We start from the raw sequence: 18,440 nt of genomic DNA, 5'->3' as shown, positions 1-18,440 counted from the left end.
CACTTACCGCATTGCTCGGGAAGTGATGGCAGACATTTTCGCCACAGTCATCCCGTGACTTTGAGATTACCCAGACATTTAGGGTTTCAGCAACCTGTAGACCTTCACAGACCTCCGCCAGGAGAACAGCGACCAGGTGTTTATCGCTAAGACCGCGACAGTCCAAACTACGACGCGTGCACTAGTGTCGCCGCTGTGAGCTTCGTTTATCCATTTAAGGTAAAGCAGGGTTGACATCAGGATGCCAGCCACAACCCACCAGAATGAAATCTCGGGTGAATCAACTCCGCAAATATCGCCTGTGGAGTGGTTTAACCATCCCACAAGTGTTTGCCAGTTATCCGTATCGCGCAGTACCGCCGTCACGACCATGCCGTTTTCAAGTCGAGGCGCACCGCGCATTTGTACGGCGTACTGACGTTTTCCCGCAACTGTGACGTTAAAGGCTGTTCCGATTGTTCTCCTGCCATATTTATCTTTATCGGCGACTATCCCGCCGATGTTTTCAAGTGTGACAGTGATGGCATGGTAGGTCATATGCAGATGGTGCAGTAACTGAATCTATAAGCATAGCTGTGCTCCGTAATGCCAAGACACTGACCGTACGGTTTTTTGGCACTGCATTGCGTTTGGTCAATGCGTTTCTCGATCTGCTATGTTTACAGGAGTTCTGTGCGCCAGGCACGTCATCACGCCTAGTTGATGACGCGTCGAGTTGAGGGTTGCAGTCCGCGGTTCAGCGAGTTACCTATTCTGCCTCCTGGCGCGGTGGCCTGCTGCCTGTTTCTATGAGCGGCTAGATCACAGGTGATTGGCATCCTTCAGTCTCCGGTGGAATCCGAAAGAGCCTTGCTTACCAGCGTAACGCTGTCGGGTTCCCCTAACAGGCCGGTGAAATACCTCATGTAGCGGTCATCCGTTACGAAGGCGTAAACGTTGAACTTATGTCATCAATGAGAGCGAGATGGAACGGATGCGTGGGCCAGATGGTTTTACCGAGTCAATGTTCACGGTGCTGAAGCTGGACGATTTTGTGCCGAAGGACCATCCGTTGCGTCCGATTCGCACCTGGCTCAATGACGCGCTTAAACGCATGGACGATGTTTTCGCGCGGATGTACGAGGCTGACGCGAAAGGAGGTCGCCCGAGCATTGCACCGGAGAAACTGGTGCGAGCTCTTTTGCTGCAGTTGCTGTACTCGATTCGTAGCGAGCGCATGCTGGTGGAACAGATTTCGTACAACATGCTGTTCCGCTGGTTCGTCGGCCTGCCGATGGACGGGACCGTTTGGGATCACTCGACGTTCAGCAAGAACCGCGACCGGTTGCTCGAACACGATGTGGTGTTGTTGCTCTTCAACGAGGCAGTCGAGACCGCGCGCGAGCGTGGACATCTTTCTGGGGAGCACTTTAGCGTCGACGGTACATTGATTCAGGCATGGGCGGGGCATAAGAGCTTTGTGCCGAAGGCAGGTCCAGACGATGACGACACACCTCCTGACGAACCGCCCGCGCCGAACGACAACTGGCACGGACAGAAGCGCAGTAACGAGACGCACCAATCCACGACGGACGAGCAGGCACGCCTGTTTCGTAAGAGCAAAGGAACCGGTGCGATGCTTTGTTATATGGGCCACGTGCTGACCGACAACCGGCACGGCCTGGTGGTCAACGCACAGGTGACGCTGGCCACGGGCACCGCCGAGCGCGACGCGGCCGCGCAGATGCTTGCTGATGCCGCGAGTGTTGCGCCGCGCGCCATCACGGTCGGAGCGGACAAGAACTACGACACCGCCGGCTTCGTCGGTAGTTGTCGCGCGAATCGTGTCACGCCACATGTGGCGCAAAACGCTGGGCGGCCGGGAGGTTCAGCAATTGACGAGCGAACTACGCGTTGGGCGGGTTATGCGGTCAGCCAGCAAAAACGCAAACGCATTGAGCAGGTATTTGGATGGGGCAAAACAGTTGGACGAATTCGACAGACGATGTATCGAGGACTTGAACGTGTAGACCAGGTCTTCGTGCTGACGCAGGTCGGCTACAACCTGACGCGTATGCGCACACTTGCCGGTTGAGGGGCCGGCCGCAATGGATAACACCGATATGGTGACCCGCGAGCAACGTCGAATGCCCGCAAACGCGTTCCGCGTTTCAAAAGTGCGAACCTAGCATCCGTCGCAATGCATCTGCGCGCATCAACGACGGATATTTCAACGGCCTGCTAGAGGGTTTCAGAACTGCCCGAAGCCCGTCAGCCCGATCAAACTTCCAGCCGCCAGTAGCCACAACGGATGAATGCGTGTCTTCAACGCGAGCACAGCGGTAGAAGTGGCGATTGCCCACGCAATCGCAGTCGGGTTCGACGCTTCGGCGATCAGCGCCGCGCTCGCCGCAACGATGCCCGCCGTCACCGGCACCAAGCCCATTTGCGCGTAACGCCGCCACGGGCGGTCCTTGAACCGATCCCACGCATGCAACGCAAGAATCGTCACGAGCGAAGACGGTCCGAACTTCGCCACTGAAGTCACCAGCATTCCCGCCCAACCCGCCACATGCCAGCCGACCAGCGTGACGATCATCAGATTCGGCCCCGGCGCCGCTTGCGCGAGCGCGAATAGCGCACTGAATTCGCTGGCCGGCATCCAGTGATGCACGTCCACTACCTGACGCTGCATCTCCGGAAGAATCGTGTTGCCGCCACCGAACGCCAGTAGCGAAAGCTGACTGAAAATGATGGCAAGAGAAATGAGCGTGTCGTTCATCGTGCGGCCCTCGACGCGATATAGATACTGAGCGGCGTGAGCACCAGCATCGTAGGCAGAAGCGGCAGGCGCATGATGGCAATCGCGATGAAACCGAGCGCCGCGATGAGCGCGGCCATCGGTTTATCCCGCAACGGCAGCAGGATTTTCACGGCCATGGAGATCAGCAGACCGGACGCGGCGGCGGCGAGACCGGCAAACAGATGTCGAACTTGCGGGTTGTTTTGCGTGTGTTCGTAAAGCACGCCAAGGCCGATCACGATCAGCGAAGGCCCTGCGATCAACCCGAGCAAACCGGCCAGCGCACCCGGCACGCCGCGAAAGCGCATCCCGATCGCCACCGAAAGATTGATGACATTGCCGCCCGGCAGGAATTGGCACAAGCCCAGTAAGTCAGTGAATTCCGCGCCAGTCAGCCAGCGCCGCCGCTCGACCAGGGCGCGCCGCGCCAATGGCAGCGCACCGCCGAACGAGATCAGCCCGAGGCCAAGAAATCCGCCAAAAATTTCCCGCAATGTGGGTGCGGGAGCCAGCGCGGCCTCGGTTGAGGTGAGATCGTGATCCATATCGTTAAGCTTCCAGTTCAAGCTCAGGAGGTTAGCGCTGAACCGGCGGTGAGCAAAACGATTTTTGAGCGTGCCTTTGTGATCTAGAATCACAAGCATGGCTCGTAATCTTCCTCCTTTTCCTGCGCTGCGCGCCTTCGAGGCCGCCGCGCGGCATGAAAGCTTCACCGCCGCAGCGAACGAATTGCATGTGACGCACGGTGCAATCAGCCGGCAAGTCGCGGCTTTTGAAACATGGCTCGGCGTGCAGGTGTTCCATCGCCGCGGCAAGCGCGTACGCCTGACCGACGACGGCCGCCGCTATCTGGGCACCGTCCAGGCTGCGTTCGACAGTATCGCGCTTGCCACGGATCAACTCCGCGACACGGGCGTCGTTCATGTGCTGCGGGTGAATGCGCTACCGACCTTCGCGATGAAATGGCTGCTCCCGCGGCTTCATCAGTTCCAGCGCAAGGCGCCGAATGTGGAACTGCGCTTATCGACATCAAACGCGCCGGTCGAAACATTGGACAGCTTCGACGTCGCGGTGCGGCGCGGGCCGGCGCATTGGCCGAACTGCGTGAGCGGCCACTTCCTTGGCGAGAGCGAGATTCCGGTGTGCAGTCCCGTGCTCCTGCAGCGCTCGCCAGTCAACGCGGCTGACGATCTCGCGAAGCATGTGCTGCTGCATTCGGACACGCGGCCCGACGCGTGGAGCAACTGGTTGTCGGCAGCAGGGGTAACGGCGAAATGCCGGAAGAAGCAGTCATTCGATCACTTCTATCTGGCCTTGCAGGCTGCGGTGGATGGCCTCGGCGTAGCGCTCGGTCCGTTGCCCTTGCTGGCGGATGAGCTGGCATCGGGACGGCTCGTCGTGCCGTTAGCCGGTCCGCGTATCGACGCACGCGGCTATTGGTGGGTGGCGAGGCGGGAGGTCGCGCAGGCGCCGCTCGTGGCGCAGTTCTGCGAATGGCTGCAAGCGCAGGGTGATCAGACCGATGTAGTGGAAGCGAGCGACCTGGGGGGCGCCCGCTAAAGCCTGCGTGCGTTACTCAACGCATATTGAACATCGCACGCTTACTTCGCGCACGGGGCGCGAAGCTTCAGCATCACAGATAGAACATCCGGTCTTCATCCGACTTGGCAGGATGCGGTTCGGCTTCTTCACGGTCTTCGTAGAACTTCAGAACCGCTTCGAGCACCTGATCCGGATCGTCGATCACCTGCATCAAGTCCATATCCGCCGGATTGATCAGGCCCATCGGCGTGAGCGAGTTCTTGAACCACGCAAGCAGGCCTTCCCAGAACTCGCCGCCCACCAGAATGATCGGCACGTGGCGCGACTTCTTGGTTTGAATCAGCGTGAGGACTTCGGCGAGTTCGTCCAGCGTGCCGAAGCCGCCCGGCATCACGATCACCGCATCCGAGTTCTTGACGAACGTGACCTTGCGCGTGAAGAAGTGGCGAAAGCGCAGCGAGATGTCCTGCCACTGATTGCCCGATTGCTCGTGCGGCAGCTCGATGTTCAGGCCGACCGAAGGGGCCTTGCCCGCATGGGCGCCCTTGTTGGCCGCTTCCATGATGCCGGGGCCGCCGCCGGAGATCACCGCGAAGCCGGCGTCCGACAGCTTGCGCGCGATTTGCGTGGCGAGTTTGTAGTAGGGCGAGTTCGGTTTCAGGCGCGCTGAACCATAGATGCTGACAGCCGGGCGAATCTCCGAGAGGTACTCGGTCGCCTCGATAAACTCTGCCATAATCGTGAACATCTGCCACGATGCGCGGGCCTTCTTAGCCGTTGCGCGCTCTTGATCTGCGAGTGATCGCAGACTCGGAATCACTTTTCTCTTAGTCATAATGCCTGAAGAACGAAGCCTTGAAGGTAAGACCCTGCTATTGGTAGACGGTTCGAGTTATCTGTACCGGGCCTACCATGCGATGCCGGATCTGCGCGGACCCGAGGGTGGCCCGACGGGTGCGCTCTACGGAATGATCAACATGCTGCGGCGCATGCGCAAGGAAGTCACAGCAGAGTATAGCGCGTGCGTGTTCGACGCCAAGGGCAAAACGTTCCGCGACGACTGGTATGCCGACTATAAGGCGAACCGTCCGTCCATGCCGGACGATCTCTCGCGCCAGATCGAGCCGATTCACGTCGCCGTGCGCGCGCTCGGCTGGCCGTTGCTGATGATCGAAGGCGTCGAAGCCGACGACGTGATCGGCACGCTCAGCACCGCAGCAGAAAAGCGCGGTATGAAGGTGATCGTGTCGACTGGGGACAAGGATCTGGCGCAGCTCGTGTCGGATCATGTCACCCTCATCAATACGATGACCAACGAAACGCTCGACCGCGCCGGCGTGATCGCCAAATTCGGCGTGCCGCCGGAGCGCATCATCGACTACCTGTCGTTGATCGGCGATACCGTCGACAACGTGCCGGGCGTCGAGAAATGCGGCCCGAAAACGGCGGTCAAATGGCTCGCGCAGTACGAGACGCTGGATGGCATCGTCGCACATGCGGACGAAATCAAAGGTGCGGTAGGAGACAATCTGCGCCGTGCGCTCGATTTTCTGCCCATGGCGAAGAAACTCGTCACCGTCGAGCGCAATTGCGATCTGACCGGCCATATCGTGTCGATCGAAGAAAGTCTGGAGAGCCGGCCGGAATCGCGCGAAGAACTGCGCGACGTGTTCACGCGTAACGGCTTCAAGACATGGCTGCGCGAAGTGGAAATCGCTGACGCGGTGGCAGGTCCCGAGACCGATGTGGCACCGGCGCTCACCGTGGATATCGAACGGCACTACGACACGGTGCAGACGTGGGAACAGTTCGATGCGTGGCTCGAGAAGATCAACGCCGCCGAGTTGACTGCGTTCGATTCGGAAACCACCTCGCTCGATCCGATGACTGCGCAAATCGTGGGCTTGTCGTTCTCGGTTGAACCGGGCTATGCCGCGTATGTCCCGGTCGCGCATCGAGGCCCGGACGCGCCCGTGCAACTGCCGCGCGATGAAGTGCTCGCGAAACTCAAGCCGTGGCTGGAAAGCGCCGATCACAAGAAGGTCGGCCAGCACATGAAGTACGACGAGCAGGTGCTGGCAAACTACGGCATCGAAATGCGCGGTGTCGAACACGACACACTGCTTGAATCGTACGTGCTCGAATCGCATCGCACGCACGACATGGACAGCCTCGCGCTGCGCCATCTCGGCATCAAGACGATCAAGTACGAAGAGGTGGCGGGCAAAGGTGCGTCGCAGATCGGCTTCGATGAAGTCGCGCTGGAAACGGCCGCCGAATACGCGGCAGAAGACGCCGACATCACCTTGCGTCTGCATCAGGCGTTGTATCCGCAAGTGGCCGCCGAGAAGACGCTCGACTATGTGTATCGCGACATCGAAGTGCCGACCTCGCGCGTCTTGCGCAAGATGGAGCGCACCGGGGTGCTGATCGACGCGGACAAGCTGCGCGCGCAAAGCAGCGAAATCGCCACGCGTCTGATTCAACTGGAAAGCGAAGCGTACGTGCTGGCCGGCGGCGAATTCAATCTGGGTTCGCCAAAGCAGATCGGTCAGATTTTCTTTGAGAAGCTTGAATTGCCCGTGGTCAAGAAGACGCCGAGCGGCGCGCCGTCCACCGACGAAGAAGTGCTGCAAAAGCTCGCCGAAGACTATCCGTTGCCGAAGATCCTGCTCGAACACCGCGGTTTGTCGAAGCTGAAATCGACCTACACCGACAAGCTGCCGCGCATGGTCAACGCCCAAACGGGCCGTGTGCATACGAATTATGCGCAGGCCGTGGCGGTTACGGGGCGGCTGGCGTCGAACGATCCGAACTTGCAGAACATTCCGGTTCGCACCGGCGAAGGGCGCCGTATTCGCGAAGCGTTTATCGCACCGCCGGGCCACAAGCTCGTCTCCGCTGACTACTCGCAGATCGAATTGCGCATCATGGCGCACATTTCCGGCGACGAATCCCTCTTGCGTGCGTTCTCGCAAGGCGAAGACATTCACCGCGCCACCGCGGCGGAAATTTTCAGCGTGACGCCGCTCGAAGTGTCGAACGATCAGCGGCGTGTGGCGAAGGTCATCAACTTCGGCCTGATCTACGGCATGAGCGCGTTCGGTCTTGCCGCGAACCTCGGCATTACACGCGATGCAGCCAAGCTGTACATCGACCGCTACTTCGCGCGTTATCCGGGCGTTGCGCGTTATATGGACGAAACGCGTGTGAGCGCGAAGGCCAAGGGCTACGTGGAAACGGCGTTCGGCCGCCGCTTGTGGCTGCCGGAGATCAACGGCGGTAATGGTCCGCGCCGCCAGGCAGCAGAACGCGCGGCCATCAACGCGCCGATGCAGGGCACGGCCGCCGACCTGATCAAGCTGTCGATGATCGCGGTGCAAAAGTGGATCGAAGACTCGAAGGTCGGTACGCGCATGATCATGCAGGTGCACGACGAACTGATTCTCGAAGTACCGGACGCGGAATTGTCCGATGTACGTAAGCGCTTGCCGGAACTCATGTGCGGTGTCGCCGCGCTGAAAGTGCCGCTGGTCGCGGAAGTGGGCGCCGGCCTGAACTGGGAAGAAGCGCATTGACGTGCGTGTGACGGGTGCTGGATAGGCGATAACGTCGTGCGCATGTCACATATGCGTATTGATGGCTTGTGACAACCCGTGCCGCTCGCGGACAATCGCCAGGACAGACGGCGCGCGCTTCATGTGTCATGCGCGCCGTCGCGACGCACAACCCATCGGCAAATACGGAGAGTTCAATGCATCGATTTATCGTCGTTGGCGGGGGCGCGGGGGGACTGGAGCTGGCGACACGCCTGGGCGACCGCTATGCACCCCGCAAGAACAAGGGCGGTGCGCGCGCGCAAGTGACGCTCGTCGACCGTAATCCAACCCATATCTGGAAGCCGCTGCTGCATGAAGTGGCGGCCGGCAGCATGGACCCATTCACCCAGGAACTCGAATATGCGGCGCAAGCGCGCTGGCACGGCTTTGAGTTTCAGCAGGGCGAGTTGACCGGTCTGGACCGTGCGAACAAGCGCCTCACACTCGGCACGGTGCTCGACGACGATGGCGCCGAATTGCTACCCGCACGCGGCCTGGAATATGACACGCTGATTATCGCGATCGGCAGCACCACGGCGTTCTTCGGCGTGAAGGGCGCGCCTGAGTTTTCTCTCGCGCTCGATACGGTCAGCCAGGCGGAGCGCTTCCGCAAACGCCTGATCGCCGCCTGCATGCGCGCGGAGCATCAGGTGCATGAACCTGTCGAATCGGGCTCGGGCACGTCGCCTTCTTCTGAGCCGCGCATCCAGGTGGCGATCGTCGGCGGCGGCGCGACCGGGGTCGAACTCTCGGCTGAATTGCGCAATACGGCCCAGGTGTTGTCGGCGTACGGCTTGCATAAGCTCGATCCGCGGCACGACGTCGGTATCGTTCTGATTGAGGCCGGGCCGCGTATTTTGCCGGCCTTGCAGGAGCGCGTGTCGACGGCTACCGCCGAATTGCTCACCAAACTCGGCGTGAAGCTGATGACCGGCGAGACCGTGGCCGAGGTCGCGCCCGGCATGATCCGCACGGCCAGCGGTAAAACCGTGCGTGCCGACCTGACGGTGTGGGCAGCGGGCATCAAGGCACCGGCTATCCTGAGCCAGCTGGACGGCCTGCCGGTCAACCGTCTGGGACAACTGATCGTGCGCCGCACCCTGCAAACCGAAATCGACGACAACGTCTTCGCGCTCGGCGATTGCGCGGCTTGCCCATGGCCGGGCAACGAGCGCAACGTGCCGCCGCGCGCGCAGGCGGCCCATCAGCAGGCGAGCTTCCTGATGAAGGCGCTTGCGGCACGGCTCGACAACAAGCCACTGCCTGAATTTACCTACCGCGACTTCGGCTCACTGGTGTCGCTCGGGCACTTCAGCGCAGTCGGCAATCTGATGGGCGGTGTGATCGGCGGCAATATGCTGATCGAAGGGCTGTTCGCGCGCTTCATGTACATGTCGCTGTACCGGCTGCATATCGCGGCGCTGCACGGCTACGCGCGGATGGTGCTCGACACCTTCGCGCACTGGTTGCGGCGCACCACGCTGCCACGGGTCAAGCTGCACTGAAGGCTGGCCGCGTTTGAGAAGGTTGCACGTGCAACAGGACGCGGGTGAAGCGTATCCTGTTGCCTCCAACCTTCACCCGAGGAGCGCCGCATGCTGAACCCCGACATCGACAGCCTGGTCCCGCACGTTCCCTTCAATCGGCGTACTTTCATCAAGGCCGCGCTCGGCACCGGTTTCGCCGCAGCCGTTCTGCCGGTGTCGGCGCAAACCATCCATACCGATAGCGATGGTCTCGAAGTCGGCGAGATTGGTGTGCGTTCGGGCGATACGCTCGTGCCGGCGTATCGCGCGCAACCGAAGGGTAAGACGCACCTGCCGGTGATCATCGTCGTACACGAGATTTTCGGTGTGCACGAGCATATCGCCGACGTGTGCCGTCGCTTTGCCAAGCAGGGATATCTCGCGATCGCGCCGAATCTGTACGAACGGCAAGGCGATCCGACTGTGTACACGAGCATGCAGCAACTCAATGAACAACTGGTCAGCAAGGTGCCGGACGACCAGGTCATGGGCGATCTCGACGCAACCGTCGCATGGGCTGGCGAACACGGCGGCGATCTGAACCGGCTGGGCGTGAACGGTTTCTGCTGGGGCGGGCGGATTGCGTGGTTGTATGCCGAGCACAATCCTCGGCTGAAGGCGGGCGTGGCCTGGTATGGGCGCGTAACGGGTCAGAAAACCGCGATGACCCCGGACAATCCGCTCGATGAAGTGGCACAGTTGCATGCGCCGGTGTTGGGCCTATACGGCCGCCAGGACCAAAGCATCCCGCAAGACACGCTCGAACAGATGAAGCAGGCTATCGCGCAGGGTCCGGAGGTGGGACGCGGCTCGCAATTCGTTGTATATGACGATGCAGGCCATGCGTTTTTCGCGGACTATCGGCCGAGCTATAAGAAGGCCGATGCTGAAGATGGCTGGCGCCGGGCGCTGGTGTGGTTCAAGCAGCACGGAGTCGCATGAGGGCGCTTGTTCGCGTGGCCGGGCGCGTTCGATACCGTCGCTAACGCACCGTAAGGGCGCTGATGCGCTCGGCTTAACGAGAGTGAAAAGGCCGTAACCGCTGAGCAGCGGCCACGGCCTTTTTTTGTTAATCGGTCCGCTTGATGGGTCGATTAAGGATTCGGGCCCGTTGCAACCGGCCGCTTCGGGTCAGAACTCCATTCGCTCCACGATCCCGCATACAGCGCCGCGCCATGCATGCCGGCGATCTCCATGGCGAGCGCGTTAACACACGCCGTCACGCCCGAGCCGCATTGCAGCACGACGTGTTCCGGCGGCGTGTCGGCCAGCAGCGCATGGAATTCCTCACGCAGCGTGTGTGCCGGTTTGAAGCGGCCGTCGGCGGTGAGGTTGTCCTTGAAGAACCGATTGAGCGCGCCAGGAATATGGCCGCCGACGCGATCCAGCGTTTCGTTCTCGCCGCGATAACGATCGTTCGCGCGCGCATCGACCACGACGCGTTCTTTCGTGCCGAGATTGCGCTCGACGGTTTGCGCATCGACGGTGACAGAAAGCGGTGCGCCCGCTTTGAAGTCGCCGGTGTTCTGCGCCGGGGCGTCTTGCGTCAGCGGGTGACCGGCGGCCTGCCAGGCCTGCAGTCCACCGTCGAGCAGCGCAACCGCGTCGTGGCCGAGCCAGCGCAGCAGCCACCAGGCGCGTGCGGCGTACATGCCGCCTTGCGTGTCATAAGCGACCACCTGCTGACCCTGCTTGAGCCCGCGGGATTCCAGCGTCTCCACCAGCCGCGCACGATCCGGTAACGGATGGCGGCCATTGTTGCCGTTCTTTGGCCCCGACAGATCGCGATCGAGGTTCAGATAGTGCGCGCCCGGCAAATGCCCGGCCAGATAGGCTTTCTCGCCTGCTCCGGTGTCGGCCAGATCAAAACGGCAATCGACGACGAACACGCTGCCCGGCGCGGAGGCCAGCCGTTCCGCAAGGTTTGTCGCGGAGATGAGTGTGGTGTAGTGAGTGTGGGGCATGACGTCTCCTGAGTCGACACGCTAACTCCGGTCCCATGCAAGATGGTCGCGAAGCGGGCGATTGCGGCGGTTGCCCGGCGGCTTGGCGCGTTAGCAAATGACCGAACCATACTGATAGTCTAAACAAAAAAAGACGGGCCGAAGCCCGTCTTTCCATGCTTTGATGCGGCTTGCGCAAGGATCGGCTCAAATGCCGGTCAATACGGGTCGCGCGCGGATCAGATTGCGCCGAGTTCGCGCCGCAAGAATTCGTGGAAGTGCTGCATGCCGTCTTCCATTGGGCTCTGATACGGGCCGACCTGCGATTCGCCACGCTCCATCAGCGCGCGGCGGCCTGCGTCCATGCGCTCGGCGATCTCGTCGTCTTCGCGGGCCGTTTCCATATAGGCGGCGCGCTCGGCTTCGACAAACTCGCGCTCGAACAGCGCAATTTCCTCAGGATAATAGAACTCCACCACATTGGTGGTTTTCTGCGGACCGCGCGGAATCAGCCATGACACGACCAGCACATGCGGATACCACTCGATCATGATGCCGGGGTAGTACACCATCCAGATCGCGCCAAATTCGGGCGGATTGCCGCCGCGGAAGCGCAGAACCTCGTCGTGCCACTTACGGTACGTCGGGCTGCCCGGCTGCTCCAGATCCTTGTGAACGCCGACCGTCTGCACGCTGTACCACTCGCCGAACTCCCACGTCAGATCGTCGCAATTGACGAAGCTGCCGAGGCCCGGATGGAACGGCGCGACGTGGTAATCCTCCAGATAGACCTCGATAAAGGTCTTCCAGTTGTAATTGCATTCGTGCACTTCGACGTGATCGAACATGAAGCCCGAAAAATCGAAGTGTTGCGTGGTGCCGAGCCGTGCCAGGTCCCGCGCGACGTCGCGCCCCTGCGCTTCGAACAGCAGGCCTTGCCAGTTCTGAAGCGACGTGGCGCCGAGATTCAGGCAGGGGTTATCCGCAAAATGAGGTGCACCGAGGAGCTGGCCGTTCAGGTCGTACGTCCAGCGATGCAGGGGGCAGACGATGTTCTCCGTCTGGCCGCGGCCGTTGAGCATGATGGCTTGCCGGTGGCGGCACACGTTCGACAGCAATTCGACTTGCGACTGCTGGTTACGGACGAGCACACGCCCTTCGCTCTCGCTGGGCAAAGCAAAATAATTTCCCGCTTCGGGCACCATGAGATCGTGGCCGATGTAGCGAGGACCTTTCTTGAAAAGGGTGTCGATTTCGCGCGTTAGAAGCGCTTCGTCAAAGTAAGCCGTGACTGGCAGCTGGCTGTGAACAGACCGCAACTGCAATGCATTGCTCAGATTGGACATTCCCACTCCCGATGAAGACGTGAAAGCAGTGAACAACCCAACCATCGAAGATTCGATTTAGGGAGCCCGCAATTATACCCGTTTCCCCTTTCTTGGGGCGCTTAAGTACCTGATTTGGGTCAAAAATGTCAAGGAAGTTCACGGTTTTCGCCGCAGACCAATCGATTTTTTTCTGCGAGACTGAGGGGCAGGTACGGAGGGCAAAGGCGGGGCGCGGGCTGGCGATGAGATCGGAAATGTCGCTTTTGCCGTAGAATGTCCGACTTGTTTTAATTTTGCGACTATTCATGGCGAAGACCGCGTCGAAAGATACTGCTGCCGCGCCTGCTGAAGGCGTCGATACCACACCGTTGCCCGAGAACTACGAGGCCGCTCAGGCTGAGCTGGAAGGGTTGGTTGCGCGTATGGAAAGCGGCAATCTCAGCCTCGAGGAGTCGCTCGGCGCCTACCGGCGCGGTGCGGCTCTCGTAACGTTTTGCCAGCAGCAGCTCGAGAAGGTCGAGCAGCAGGTACGCGTGCTCGATGGCGAGACGCTCAAGCCGCTGCCTATGAATAGCGCAGGCACAGCCGCTACTGAAAGCGGGGACGACCTATGACATTCGAACAATGGACACGCTCGGTGCTCGAGCGCGTCGAATCGGCACTAGAACATTACCTGCCTACGGAAGCTACCGAGCCGGCCAAACTGCATGAAGCCATGCGCTATGCGGTGCTGGGTGGCGGCAAGCGGGTGCGCCCGCTGCTGTGCCACGCGGCCGGCGAGTTGACCGGCGCGCGCGCCGAATGCCTCGATGCGGCAGCGGCAGCGCTGGAAATGATCCATGTGTACTCGCTCGTGCACGACGACATGCCCTGCATGGACGACGACGCACTGCGTCGCGGCAAACCCACGGTACACGTCAAATATGACGAAGCCACGGCGCTGCTGGTCGGCGACGCGCTGCAAGCGCAGGCGTTCGTCGCGCTGACGTCGGACGTGCTGGCGCCGGCGCAGCAGGCATCGCTCGTGCGTGAACTGGCCTTGGCGAGTGGCTCGATCGGTATGTGCGGCGGCCAGGCCATCGATCTGGCGAGCGTCGGCCACACGCTGACGCGCGCGCAACTCGAAACCATGCACCGGATGAAAACCGGCGCCTTGCTGCGTGCTGCTGTACGCATGGGCGCGCTGGCGGGCGAAACGCCGAATGCGGACGCGATGCGTTCGCTCGACGCGTATGCGGCCGCTGTCGGCCTCGCGTTTCAGGTTGTCGACGACATTCTCGACGTCACGACCGATTCCGCGACGCTTGGCAAGACGGCAGGTAAAGACGCGAAGGACGGCAAGCCGACCTACGTGTCGATTATTGGGCTAGATGCGTCGCGTGCGCTCGCAGCGCAACTGCGCAGCGACGCCCACGCTGCGATTGCGCCGTTCGGTGCGCGCGCGCAGCGTCTGGCCGAATTGGCCGACCTGGTGGTGAACCGGGTTAGCTGAACGCGAAAGCTCGCCGCCGCGCACCTTTGCTATGAGGTGCATGTATGAAGTGCGGGCGCGTAAGTTTTCCTACAATGGAACGACGATGTACGACTTGCTGAAAACCATCGACGACCCGGCGGCCCTGCGCCGCCTCGATCGCCGCCAATTGCAACCGCTTGCAGACGAGTTGCGTGCCTTCGTGCTCGACAGCGTATCGCAGACGGGCGGCCATCTTTCGTCCAATCTCGGCACGGTCGAGTTGACCATTGCTCTGCACTATGTGTTCGACACGCCACGTGACCGGATCGTGTGGGACGTCGGCCATCAAACCTACCCGCACAAGATCCTGACGGGCCGCCGCGACAAGATGCACACGCTGCGTCAACTGGGCGGCATCTCCGGCTTTCCGAAGCGCGACGAATCGGAATACGACACCTTCGGCACTGCGCACTCCAGCACCTCGATCTCGGCCGCGCTCGGCATGGCAGTCGCCAGCAAGCTGAAGGGCGAGAACCGCACGGGAATTGCCGTGATCGGCGACGGTGCGATGACGGCCGGCATGGCTTTCGAGGCGATGAATAACGCAGGCGTCGAAGACGACGTGCCGCTGCTGGTCATCCTCAACGACAACGACATGTCGATTTCGCCGCCGGTCGGCGCGCTGAATCGCCATCTGGCGCGCCTGATGTCGGGCCGTTTCTACGCTGCCGCGCGTGCGGGCGTCGAACGTGTGCTGCGCGTCGCGCCGCCTATGCTCGATCTGGCTCGCAAGCTCGAAGAGCACGCGAAGGGCATGATCGTGCCGGCTACGCTGTTCGAAGAGTTCGGCTTTAACTACATCGGCCCGATCGACGGTCACGACCTCGACTCGCTGATCCCGACGTTGCAGAACATCAAGGAACTGCGCGGTCCGCAATTCCTGCACGTCGTCACGAAGAAGGGCCAAGGCTACAAGCTGGCTGAAGCCGATCCAGTGCTGTACCACGGCCCGGGCAAGTTCAATCCGGCTGAGGGCATCAAGCCCGCCACCACGCCGTCGAAGAAAACCTATACGCAGGTGTTCGGCGAATGGCTGTGCGACGCGGCCGAGCTGGACGCGCGCGTGATCGGTATCACGCCGGCCATGCGTGAAGGTTCGGGCATGGTCGAGTTCGAGAAGCGTTTCCCGGATCGCTACTTCGACGTCGGTATCGCCGAGCAGCACGCGGTGACGTTCGCAGGCGGTCTGGCTGCGGACGGCATGAAGCCGGTGGTCGCGATCTACTCGACCTTCCTGCAACGTGCTTATGACCAGTTGATTCACGACGTCGCGCTGCAAAACCTGCCGGTGGTGTTCGCCATCGACCGCGCGGGTCTGGTCGGTGCGGACGGCGCAACGCACGCGGGTGCTTACGATCTGGCGTTCCTGCGCTGTATCCCGAACATGACGGTGATGGCTGCATCGGACGAAAACGAATGCCGTCAGATGCTGTACACCGCATTGCAGCAGCCGAACCCGACGGCGGTGCGCTATCCGCGCGGCGCCGGCACGGGCGTGGCAACCGTCAAGCAAATGACGGCGCTGCCGCTCGGCAAGGGCGAGGTCCGTCGCGAAACGTCGCAACCGGCCGGCAAGCGGATTGCGATTCTGGCCTTCGGTACGATGGTCGCACCGTCGCTGGCAGCTGCTGAGCAACTGGACGCCACGGTGGCGAACATGCGCTTCGTGAAGCCGCTGGACGCTGAGCTGGTCCGCCAGCTGGCCGAAACGCACGACGCCATCGTCACGGTCGAAGAAGGCTGCGTGATGGGCGGTGCTGGTTCGGCTTGCGTCGAAGCCCTGCTTGAGAGTGGGGTTATGCGGCCCGTACTACAATTGGGCCTCCCGGATCGCTTCATTGATCATGGGGATCCGGCCAAGCTGCTCGCCGCGTGCGGTCTGGACGCTACGGGCATTGCCAAGTCGATTCGCGAACGCTTTCTTTCCAGCGGCGCGGTTGCCGGTCAAACCTCGGTGAAGCGCGTCGCCTAGTTGTGTCGCTGAGCCGCCCTGCCGTACGCCATGTGGCGGCTATGGCAGCCATAGCTATCTCCAGCTTGAATCGATGAACCTTCGGGTCCATCATCCAACGCCGGCAAGGGCCGGCGTTTGCTGTTGTGCGCCCTGATCCGCTCGGCCGCTGAGAACCCCCAAACCTTTCGCTTCGCGATATTCCCTGAGGGGGCAGTCCCCCAATCCCTCAAGGGGGCTTCCTTCGGGGCGGGGACTTCCTGCGGAGCGGAAAACCTGGAGCGGCCCGGCGCTTTCTTGAAAGGACAAGAATATGAACCAGATGAACCCCGCCTTTGTGATGCCCGATGTGCAGAGCACGCCCGATACGCGTCAGATTCCGATTCAACGAGTCGGCGTCAAGGCAGTGCGTCATCCGTTGACGGTGCGCACGCAAGGCGGCGAAGTGCAACCGACGGTCGGCACGTGGAATCTCGACGTGCATCTGCCCGCCGATCAGAAGGGCACGCACATGTCGCGCTTTGTCGCGCTGCTTGAAGAGAACAAGGCGCCGCTCGAGGCTGCCACGTTCCGCACCATGCTTGCCGCGATGCTTGAAAAGCTCGAGGCCGAGGCGGGTCGCATCGAAGTGTCGTTCCCGTACTTCGTGAACAAGACCGCGCCGGTGTCGGGTGTGCAAAGTTTGCTCGACTACGAAGTGACGTTGACGGGCGAGACCCGCAATGGCGCGACGCGTCTGTTCCTTAAGGTGCTGGTGCCGGTCACGAGCCTGTGCCCCTGTTCGAAGAAGATTTCACAGTACGGCGCGCACAATCAGCGCTCGCACGTCACGATCAACGCCGAACTGGCGGGCGATGTGGCGGTGGAAGAGTTGGTGCGTATCGCTGAAGAAGAAGCGTCGTGCGAACTGTGGGGTTTGCTCAAGCGCCCGGACGAAAAGTTCGTCACCGAACGTGCCTACGAGAATCCGAAGTTCGTCGAAGACCTGGTGCGCGATGTCGCACAGCGTCTGAACGCGGACGAGCGTATCGTCGCTTATGTGCTCGAAGCTGAGAATTTCGAATCGATTCACAATCACAGCGCGTATGCCGTGATCGAGCGCGATAAGCGGACGGCGTGATTCGCGCATTTCCTTGCCTGAATAAAAAAGCCGCTCTTCCGAGCGGCTTTTTTACATCGTCACCTCGCTGAAATTCAGCGAGCGAGTGAAGTCAGGTCCCAGCGCGGTTTCACCGTGAACGCATAGTCTTTGCCGGATTGATCGGGCCAACGTTGCAATCGCAATGCGCCGGCCAAGGCAATCATCGCGCCGTTATCCGTACACAGTGACAAGTCCGGGTAGTGCACGAAGAAATTGCGTTTCTTCGCTGCGGTGGAAAGCGCCTCGCGCAGTTGCCGGTTCGCGCCCACACCGCCTGCCACCACCAGTCGATTCAGTTTCGTGCGTTTGAGCGCAGCCAGCGATTTTGCCGTGAGCACGTCTACGGCAGCGTCGACGAAACCGCGCGCCAGATCGGCTTTCGCCTGCTCGCAGATATTCGCGCCGCCGAGCTTCTTGGCGTGCGTGAGGACAGCGGTCTTAAGCCCGCTGAAGCTGAAATCAAGGTCGCCGGAATGCAACATGGGGCGCGGCAGGACCACTGCGCCGGGCGTGCCGAATTCAGCCATTCGCGACACTTCCGGACCGCCCGGATAACCGAGGCCCAGCAGCTTGGCGGTTTTGTCGAAGGCTTCGCCAGCGGCGTCGTCCAGCGTTTCGCCCAGAGTCTCGTAGACGCCCACGTCCGTCACGCGCATCAACTGCGTATGGCCGCCTGACACCAGTAGCGCGACGAACGGAAACGGTGGCGGCTCGTCCACCAGCAGCGGCGATAGCAAGTGCCCTTCGAGATGGTGGATGCCGATGGTCGGCTTGTCCCACGCCATGGCCAGCGAATTGGCGACGCTCGCGCCGACCAGCAGCGCGCCCGCAAGGCCCGGGCCCTGCGTATAGGCGATCGCGTCGATGTCGCTGCGCACCGTGCCGGCGCGCTCCATCACTTCTTCGAGCAGCGGCAGCGCGCGCCGAATATGGTCGCGCGACGCCAACTCCGGTACCACGCCGCCGTACTCCCGATGCATCGCAATTTGCGAATGCAGCGCGTGCGCGAGCAGGCCGCGCTCTGTGTCGTAGAGCGCGAGACCGGTTTCGTCGCAGGAGCTTTCGATGCCGAGAACGAGCATGATGGGTAGGTTCGAACGGGTGCGCGAGTGAAG

The 18,440-nt window shown here is 61.3% G+C and carries 16 protein-coding genes; 9 read left to right on the top strand and 7 right to left on the bottom strand.

Annotated features, from left to right (window positions below):
- Window positions 1-78: 78 nt before the first annotated feature.
- On the bottom strand, window positions 79-537 hold the full coding sequence (locus PQR40_RS23635) for a hypothetical protein (protein ID WP_408509958.1): 459 nt from the start codon (window positions 535-537) through the stop codon (window positions 79-81).
- 436 nt (window positions 538-973) lie between these two features.
- Here PQR40_RS23635 and PQR40_RS23630 point away from each other — a divergent pair, with 436 nt between their 5' ends.
- Window positions 974-2,074, top strand: a complete 1,101-nt coding sequence (locus PQR40_RS23630; RefSeq protein WP_408509982.1) for an IS5 family transposase — start codon at window positions 974-976, stop codon at window positions 2,072-2,074.
- Between the two features lie 156 nt (window positions 2,075-2,230).
- Here the strand turns inward: PQR40_RS23630 and PQR40_RS23625 are convergent, their stop codons facing one another.
- Complete coding sequence (locus PQR40_RS23625; RefSeq protein WP_408509957.1) at window positions 2,231-2,761, bottom strand: chromate transporter; 531 nt, start codon at window positions 2,759-2,761, stop codon at window positions 2,231-2,233.
- Window positions 2,758-3,327 (bottom strand): chromate transporter, encoded by a 570-nt coding sequence (locus PQR40_RS23620; protein ID WP_408509956.1) that lies wholly within the window; start codon window positions 3,325-3,327, stop codon window positions 2,758-2,760. The genes PQR40_RS23625 and PQR40_RS23620 overlap by 4 nt, the downstream gene beginning before the upstream one ends.
- Window positions 3,328-3,424: 97 nt before the next feature.
- On the opposite strand from PQR40_RS23620, the gene gcvA reads away from it, so the two are divergent.
- Entirely contained in the window at window positions 3,425-4,342 is a 918-nt protein-coding gene (gcvA, locus tag PQR40_RS23615) for a transcriptional regulator GcvA (RefSeq protein ID WP_408230973.1), read from the top strand.
- 73 nt (window positions 4,343-4,415) lie between these two features.
- Here gcvA and PQR40_RS23610 read toward each other — a convergent pair whose 3' ends face one another.
- A complete protein-coding gene (locus PQR40_RS23610; RefSeq protein ID WP_028196168.1) occupies window positions 4,416-5,159 on the bottom strand; it encodes an LOG family protein in 744 nt (247 codons plus the stop codon).
- A 1-nt stretch (window position 5,160) separates the two neighbouring features.
- Here PQR40_RS23610 and polA point away from each other — a divergent pair, with 1 nt between their 5' ends.
- From polA to PQR40_RS23595, 3 genes are all read left to right on the top strand, one after another.
- A complete protein-coding gene (gene polA, locus PQR40_RS23605; protein ID WP_408230970.1) occupies window positions 5,161-7,902 on the top strand; it encodes a DNA polymerase I in 2,742 nt (913 codons plus the stop codon).
- A 176-nt stretch (window positions 7,903-8,078) separates the two neighbouring features.
- Window positions 8,079-9,428, top strand: coding sequence for an NAD(P)/FAD-dependent oxidoreductase (locus PQR40_RS23600; RefSeq protein WP_408484931.1), 1,350 nt, complete (start codon window positions 8,079-8,081; stop codon window positions 9,426-9,428).
- Between the two features lie 90 nt (window positions 9,429-9,518).
- Window positions 9,519-10,391, top strand: coding sequence for a dienelactone hydrolase family protein (locus tag PQR40_RS23595; RefSeq protein WP_408230964.1), 873 nt, complete (start codon window positions 9,519-9,521; stop codon window positions 10,389-10,391).
- 152 nt (window positions 10,392-10,543) lie between these two features.
- Here the strand turns inward: PQR40_RS23595 and PQR40_RS23590 are convergent, their stop codons facing one another.
- Both PQR40_RS23590 and put2H read right to left on the bottom strand, forming a co-directional pair.
- Window positions 10,544-11,413 carry a sulfurtransferase gene (locus PQR40_RS23590; protein WP_408230961.1) on the bottom strand — a complete coding sequence of 290 codons (870 nt, stop codon included), beginning with the start codon at window positions 11,411-11,413 and terminating at the stop codon, window positions 10,544-10,546.
- A gap of 218 nt (window positions 11,414-11,631) precedes the next feature.
- Window positions 11,632-12,738, bottom strand: a complete 1,107-nt coding sequence (put2H, locus tag PQR40_RS23585; RefSeq protein WP_408230958.1) for a putrescine 2-hydroxylase Put2H — start codon at window positions 12,736-12,738, stop codon at window positions 11,632-11,634.
- A 287-nt stretch (window positions 12,739-13,025) separates the two neighbouring features.
- On the opposite strand from put2H, the gene PQR40_RS23580 reads away from it, so the two are divergent.
- The 4 genes from PQR40_RS23580 to folE2 all read left to right on the top strand — a co-directional run bounded on the left by PQR40_RS23580 (window position 13,026) and on the right by folE2 (window position 17,304).
- The gene (locus PQR40_RS23580; RefSeq protein WP_408230955.1) at window positions 13,026-13,334 is read left to right on the top strand and encodes an exodeoxyribonuclease VII small subunit; all 309 of its coding nucleotides are present in this window, start codon (window positions 13,026-13,028) and stop codon (window positions 13,332-13,334) included.
- Complete coding sequence (locus PQR40_RS23575) at window positions 13,331-14,212, top strand: polyprenyl synthetase family protein (protein ID WP_169487189.1); 882 nt, start codon at window positions 13,331-13,333, stop codon at window positions 14,210-14,212. Before PQR40_RS23580 ends, PQR40_RS23575 begins: the two co-directional genes overlap by 4 nt.
- An 85-nt stretch (window positions 14,213-14,297) precedes the next feature.
- A complete protein-coding gene (gene dxs, locus PQR40_RS23570) occupies window positions 14,298-16,205 on the top strand; it encodes a 1-deoxy-D-xylulose-5-phosphate synthase (RefSeq protein ID WP_408230951.1) in 1,908 nt (635 codons plus the stop codon).
- Window positions 16,206-16,497: 292 nt separating this feature from the next.
- Window positions 16,498-17,304: a GTP cyclohydrolase FolE2 gene (gene folE2, locus PQR40_RS23565; protein WP_408230948.1), complete on the top strand. Its 807-nt coding sequence runs from the start codon at window positions 16,498-16,500 to the stop codon at window positions 17,302-17,304.
- Between the two features lie 74 nt (window positions 17,305-17,378).
- On the opposite strand, the gene tsaD is transcribed toward folE2, so the two are convergent.
- Complete coding sequence (gene tsaD / locus PQR40_RS23560; protein WP_408230945.1) at window positions 17,379-18,407, bottom strand: tRNA (adenosine(37)-N6)-threonylcarbamoyltransferase complex transferase subunit TsaD; 1,029 nt, start codon at window positions 18,405-18,407, stop codon at window positions 17,379-17,381.
- Between the last annotated feature and the right edge of the window lie 33 nt (window positions 18,408-18,440).

Source organism: Paraburkholderia sediminicola, assembly GCF_046026855.1.
GTDB classification, from domain to species: Bacteria; Pseudomonadota; Gammaproteobacteria; order Burkholderiales; family Burkholderiaceae; genus Paraburkholderia; species Paraburkholderia sediminicola_A.
Note: the sequence above shows the minus strand (reverse complement) of the source record. Positions and strands in the feature narration are given on the sequence as shown.

What these genes read in the sequence shown, in the direction of transcription:
- PQR40_RS23635 (WP_408509958.1), bottom strand. Translation starts at nt 537, where the DNA reads ATGACCTACCATGCCATCACTGTCACACTTGAAAACATCGGCGGGATA.
- PQR40_RS23630 (WP_408509982.1), top strand. Translation starts at nt 974, where the DNA reads ATGCGTGGGCCAGATGGTTTTACCGAGTCAATGTTCACGGTGCTGAAG.
- PQR40_RS23625 (WP_408509957.1), bottom strand. Translation starts at nt 2,761, where the DNA reads ATGAACGACACGCTCATTTCTCTTGCCATCATTTTCAGTCAGCTTTCG.
- PQR40_RS23620 (WP_408509956.1), bottom strand. Translation starts at nt 3,327, where the DNA reads ATGGATCACGATCTCACCTCAACCGAGGCCGCGCTGGCTCCCGCACCC.
- gcvA (WP_408230973.1), top strand. Translation starts at nt 3,425, where the DNA reads ATGGCTCGTAATCTTCCTCCTTTTCCTGCGCTGCGCGCCTTCGAGGCC.
- PQR40_RS23610 (WP_028196168.1), bottom strand. Translation starts at nt 5,159, where the DNA reads ATGACTAAGAGAAAAGTGATTCCGAGTCTGCGATCACTCGCAGATCAA.
- polA (WP_408230970.1), top strand. Translation starts at nt 5,161, where the DNA reads ATGCCTGAAGAACGAAGCCTTGAAGGTAAGACCCTGCTATTGGTAGAC.
- PQR40_RS23600 (WP_408484931.1), top strand. Translation starts at nt 8,079, where the DNA reads ATGCATCGATTTATCGTCGTTGGCGGGGGCGCGGGGGGACTGGAGCTG.
- PQR40_RS23595 (WP_408230964.1), top strand. Translation starts at nt 9,519, where the DNA reads ATGCTGAACCCCGACATCGACAGCCTGGTCCCGCACGTTCCCTTCAAT.
- PQR40_RS23590 (WP_408230961.1), bottom strand. Translation starts at nt 11,413, where the DNA reads ATGCCCCACACTCACTACACCACACTCATCTCCGCGACAAACCTTGCG.
- put2H (WP_408230958.1), bottom strand. Translation starts at nt 12,738, where the DNA reads ATGTCCAATCTGAGCAATGCATTGCAGTTGCGGTCTGTTCACAGCCAG.
- PQR40_RS23580 (WP_408230955.1), top strand. Translation starts at nt 13,026, where the DNA reads ATGGCGAAGACCGCGTCGAAAGATACTGCTGCCGCGCCTGCTGAAGGC.
- PQR40_RS23575 (WP_169487189.1), top strand. Translation starts at nt 13,331, where the DNA reads ATGACATTCGAACAATGGACACGCTCGGTGCTCGAGCGCGTCGAATCG.
- dxs (WP_408230951.1), top strand. Translation starts at nt 14,298, where the DNA reads ATGTACGACTTGCTGAAAACCATCGACGACCCGGCGGCCCTGCGCCGC.
- folE2 (WP_408230948.1), top strand. Translation starts at nt 16,498, where the DNA reads ATGAACCAGATGAACCCCGCCTTTGTGATGCCCGATGTGCAGAGCACG.
- tsaD (WP_408230945.1), bottom strand. Translation starts at nt 18,407, where the DNA reads ATGCTCGTTCTCGGCATCGAAAGCTCCTGCGACGAAACCGGTCTCGCG.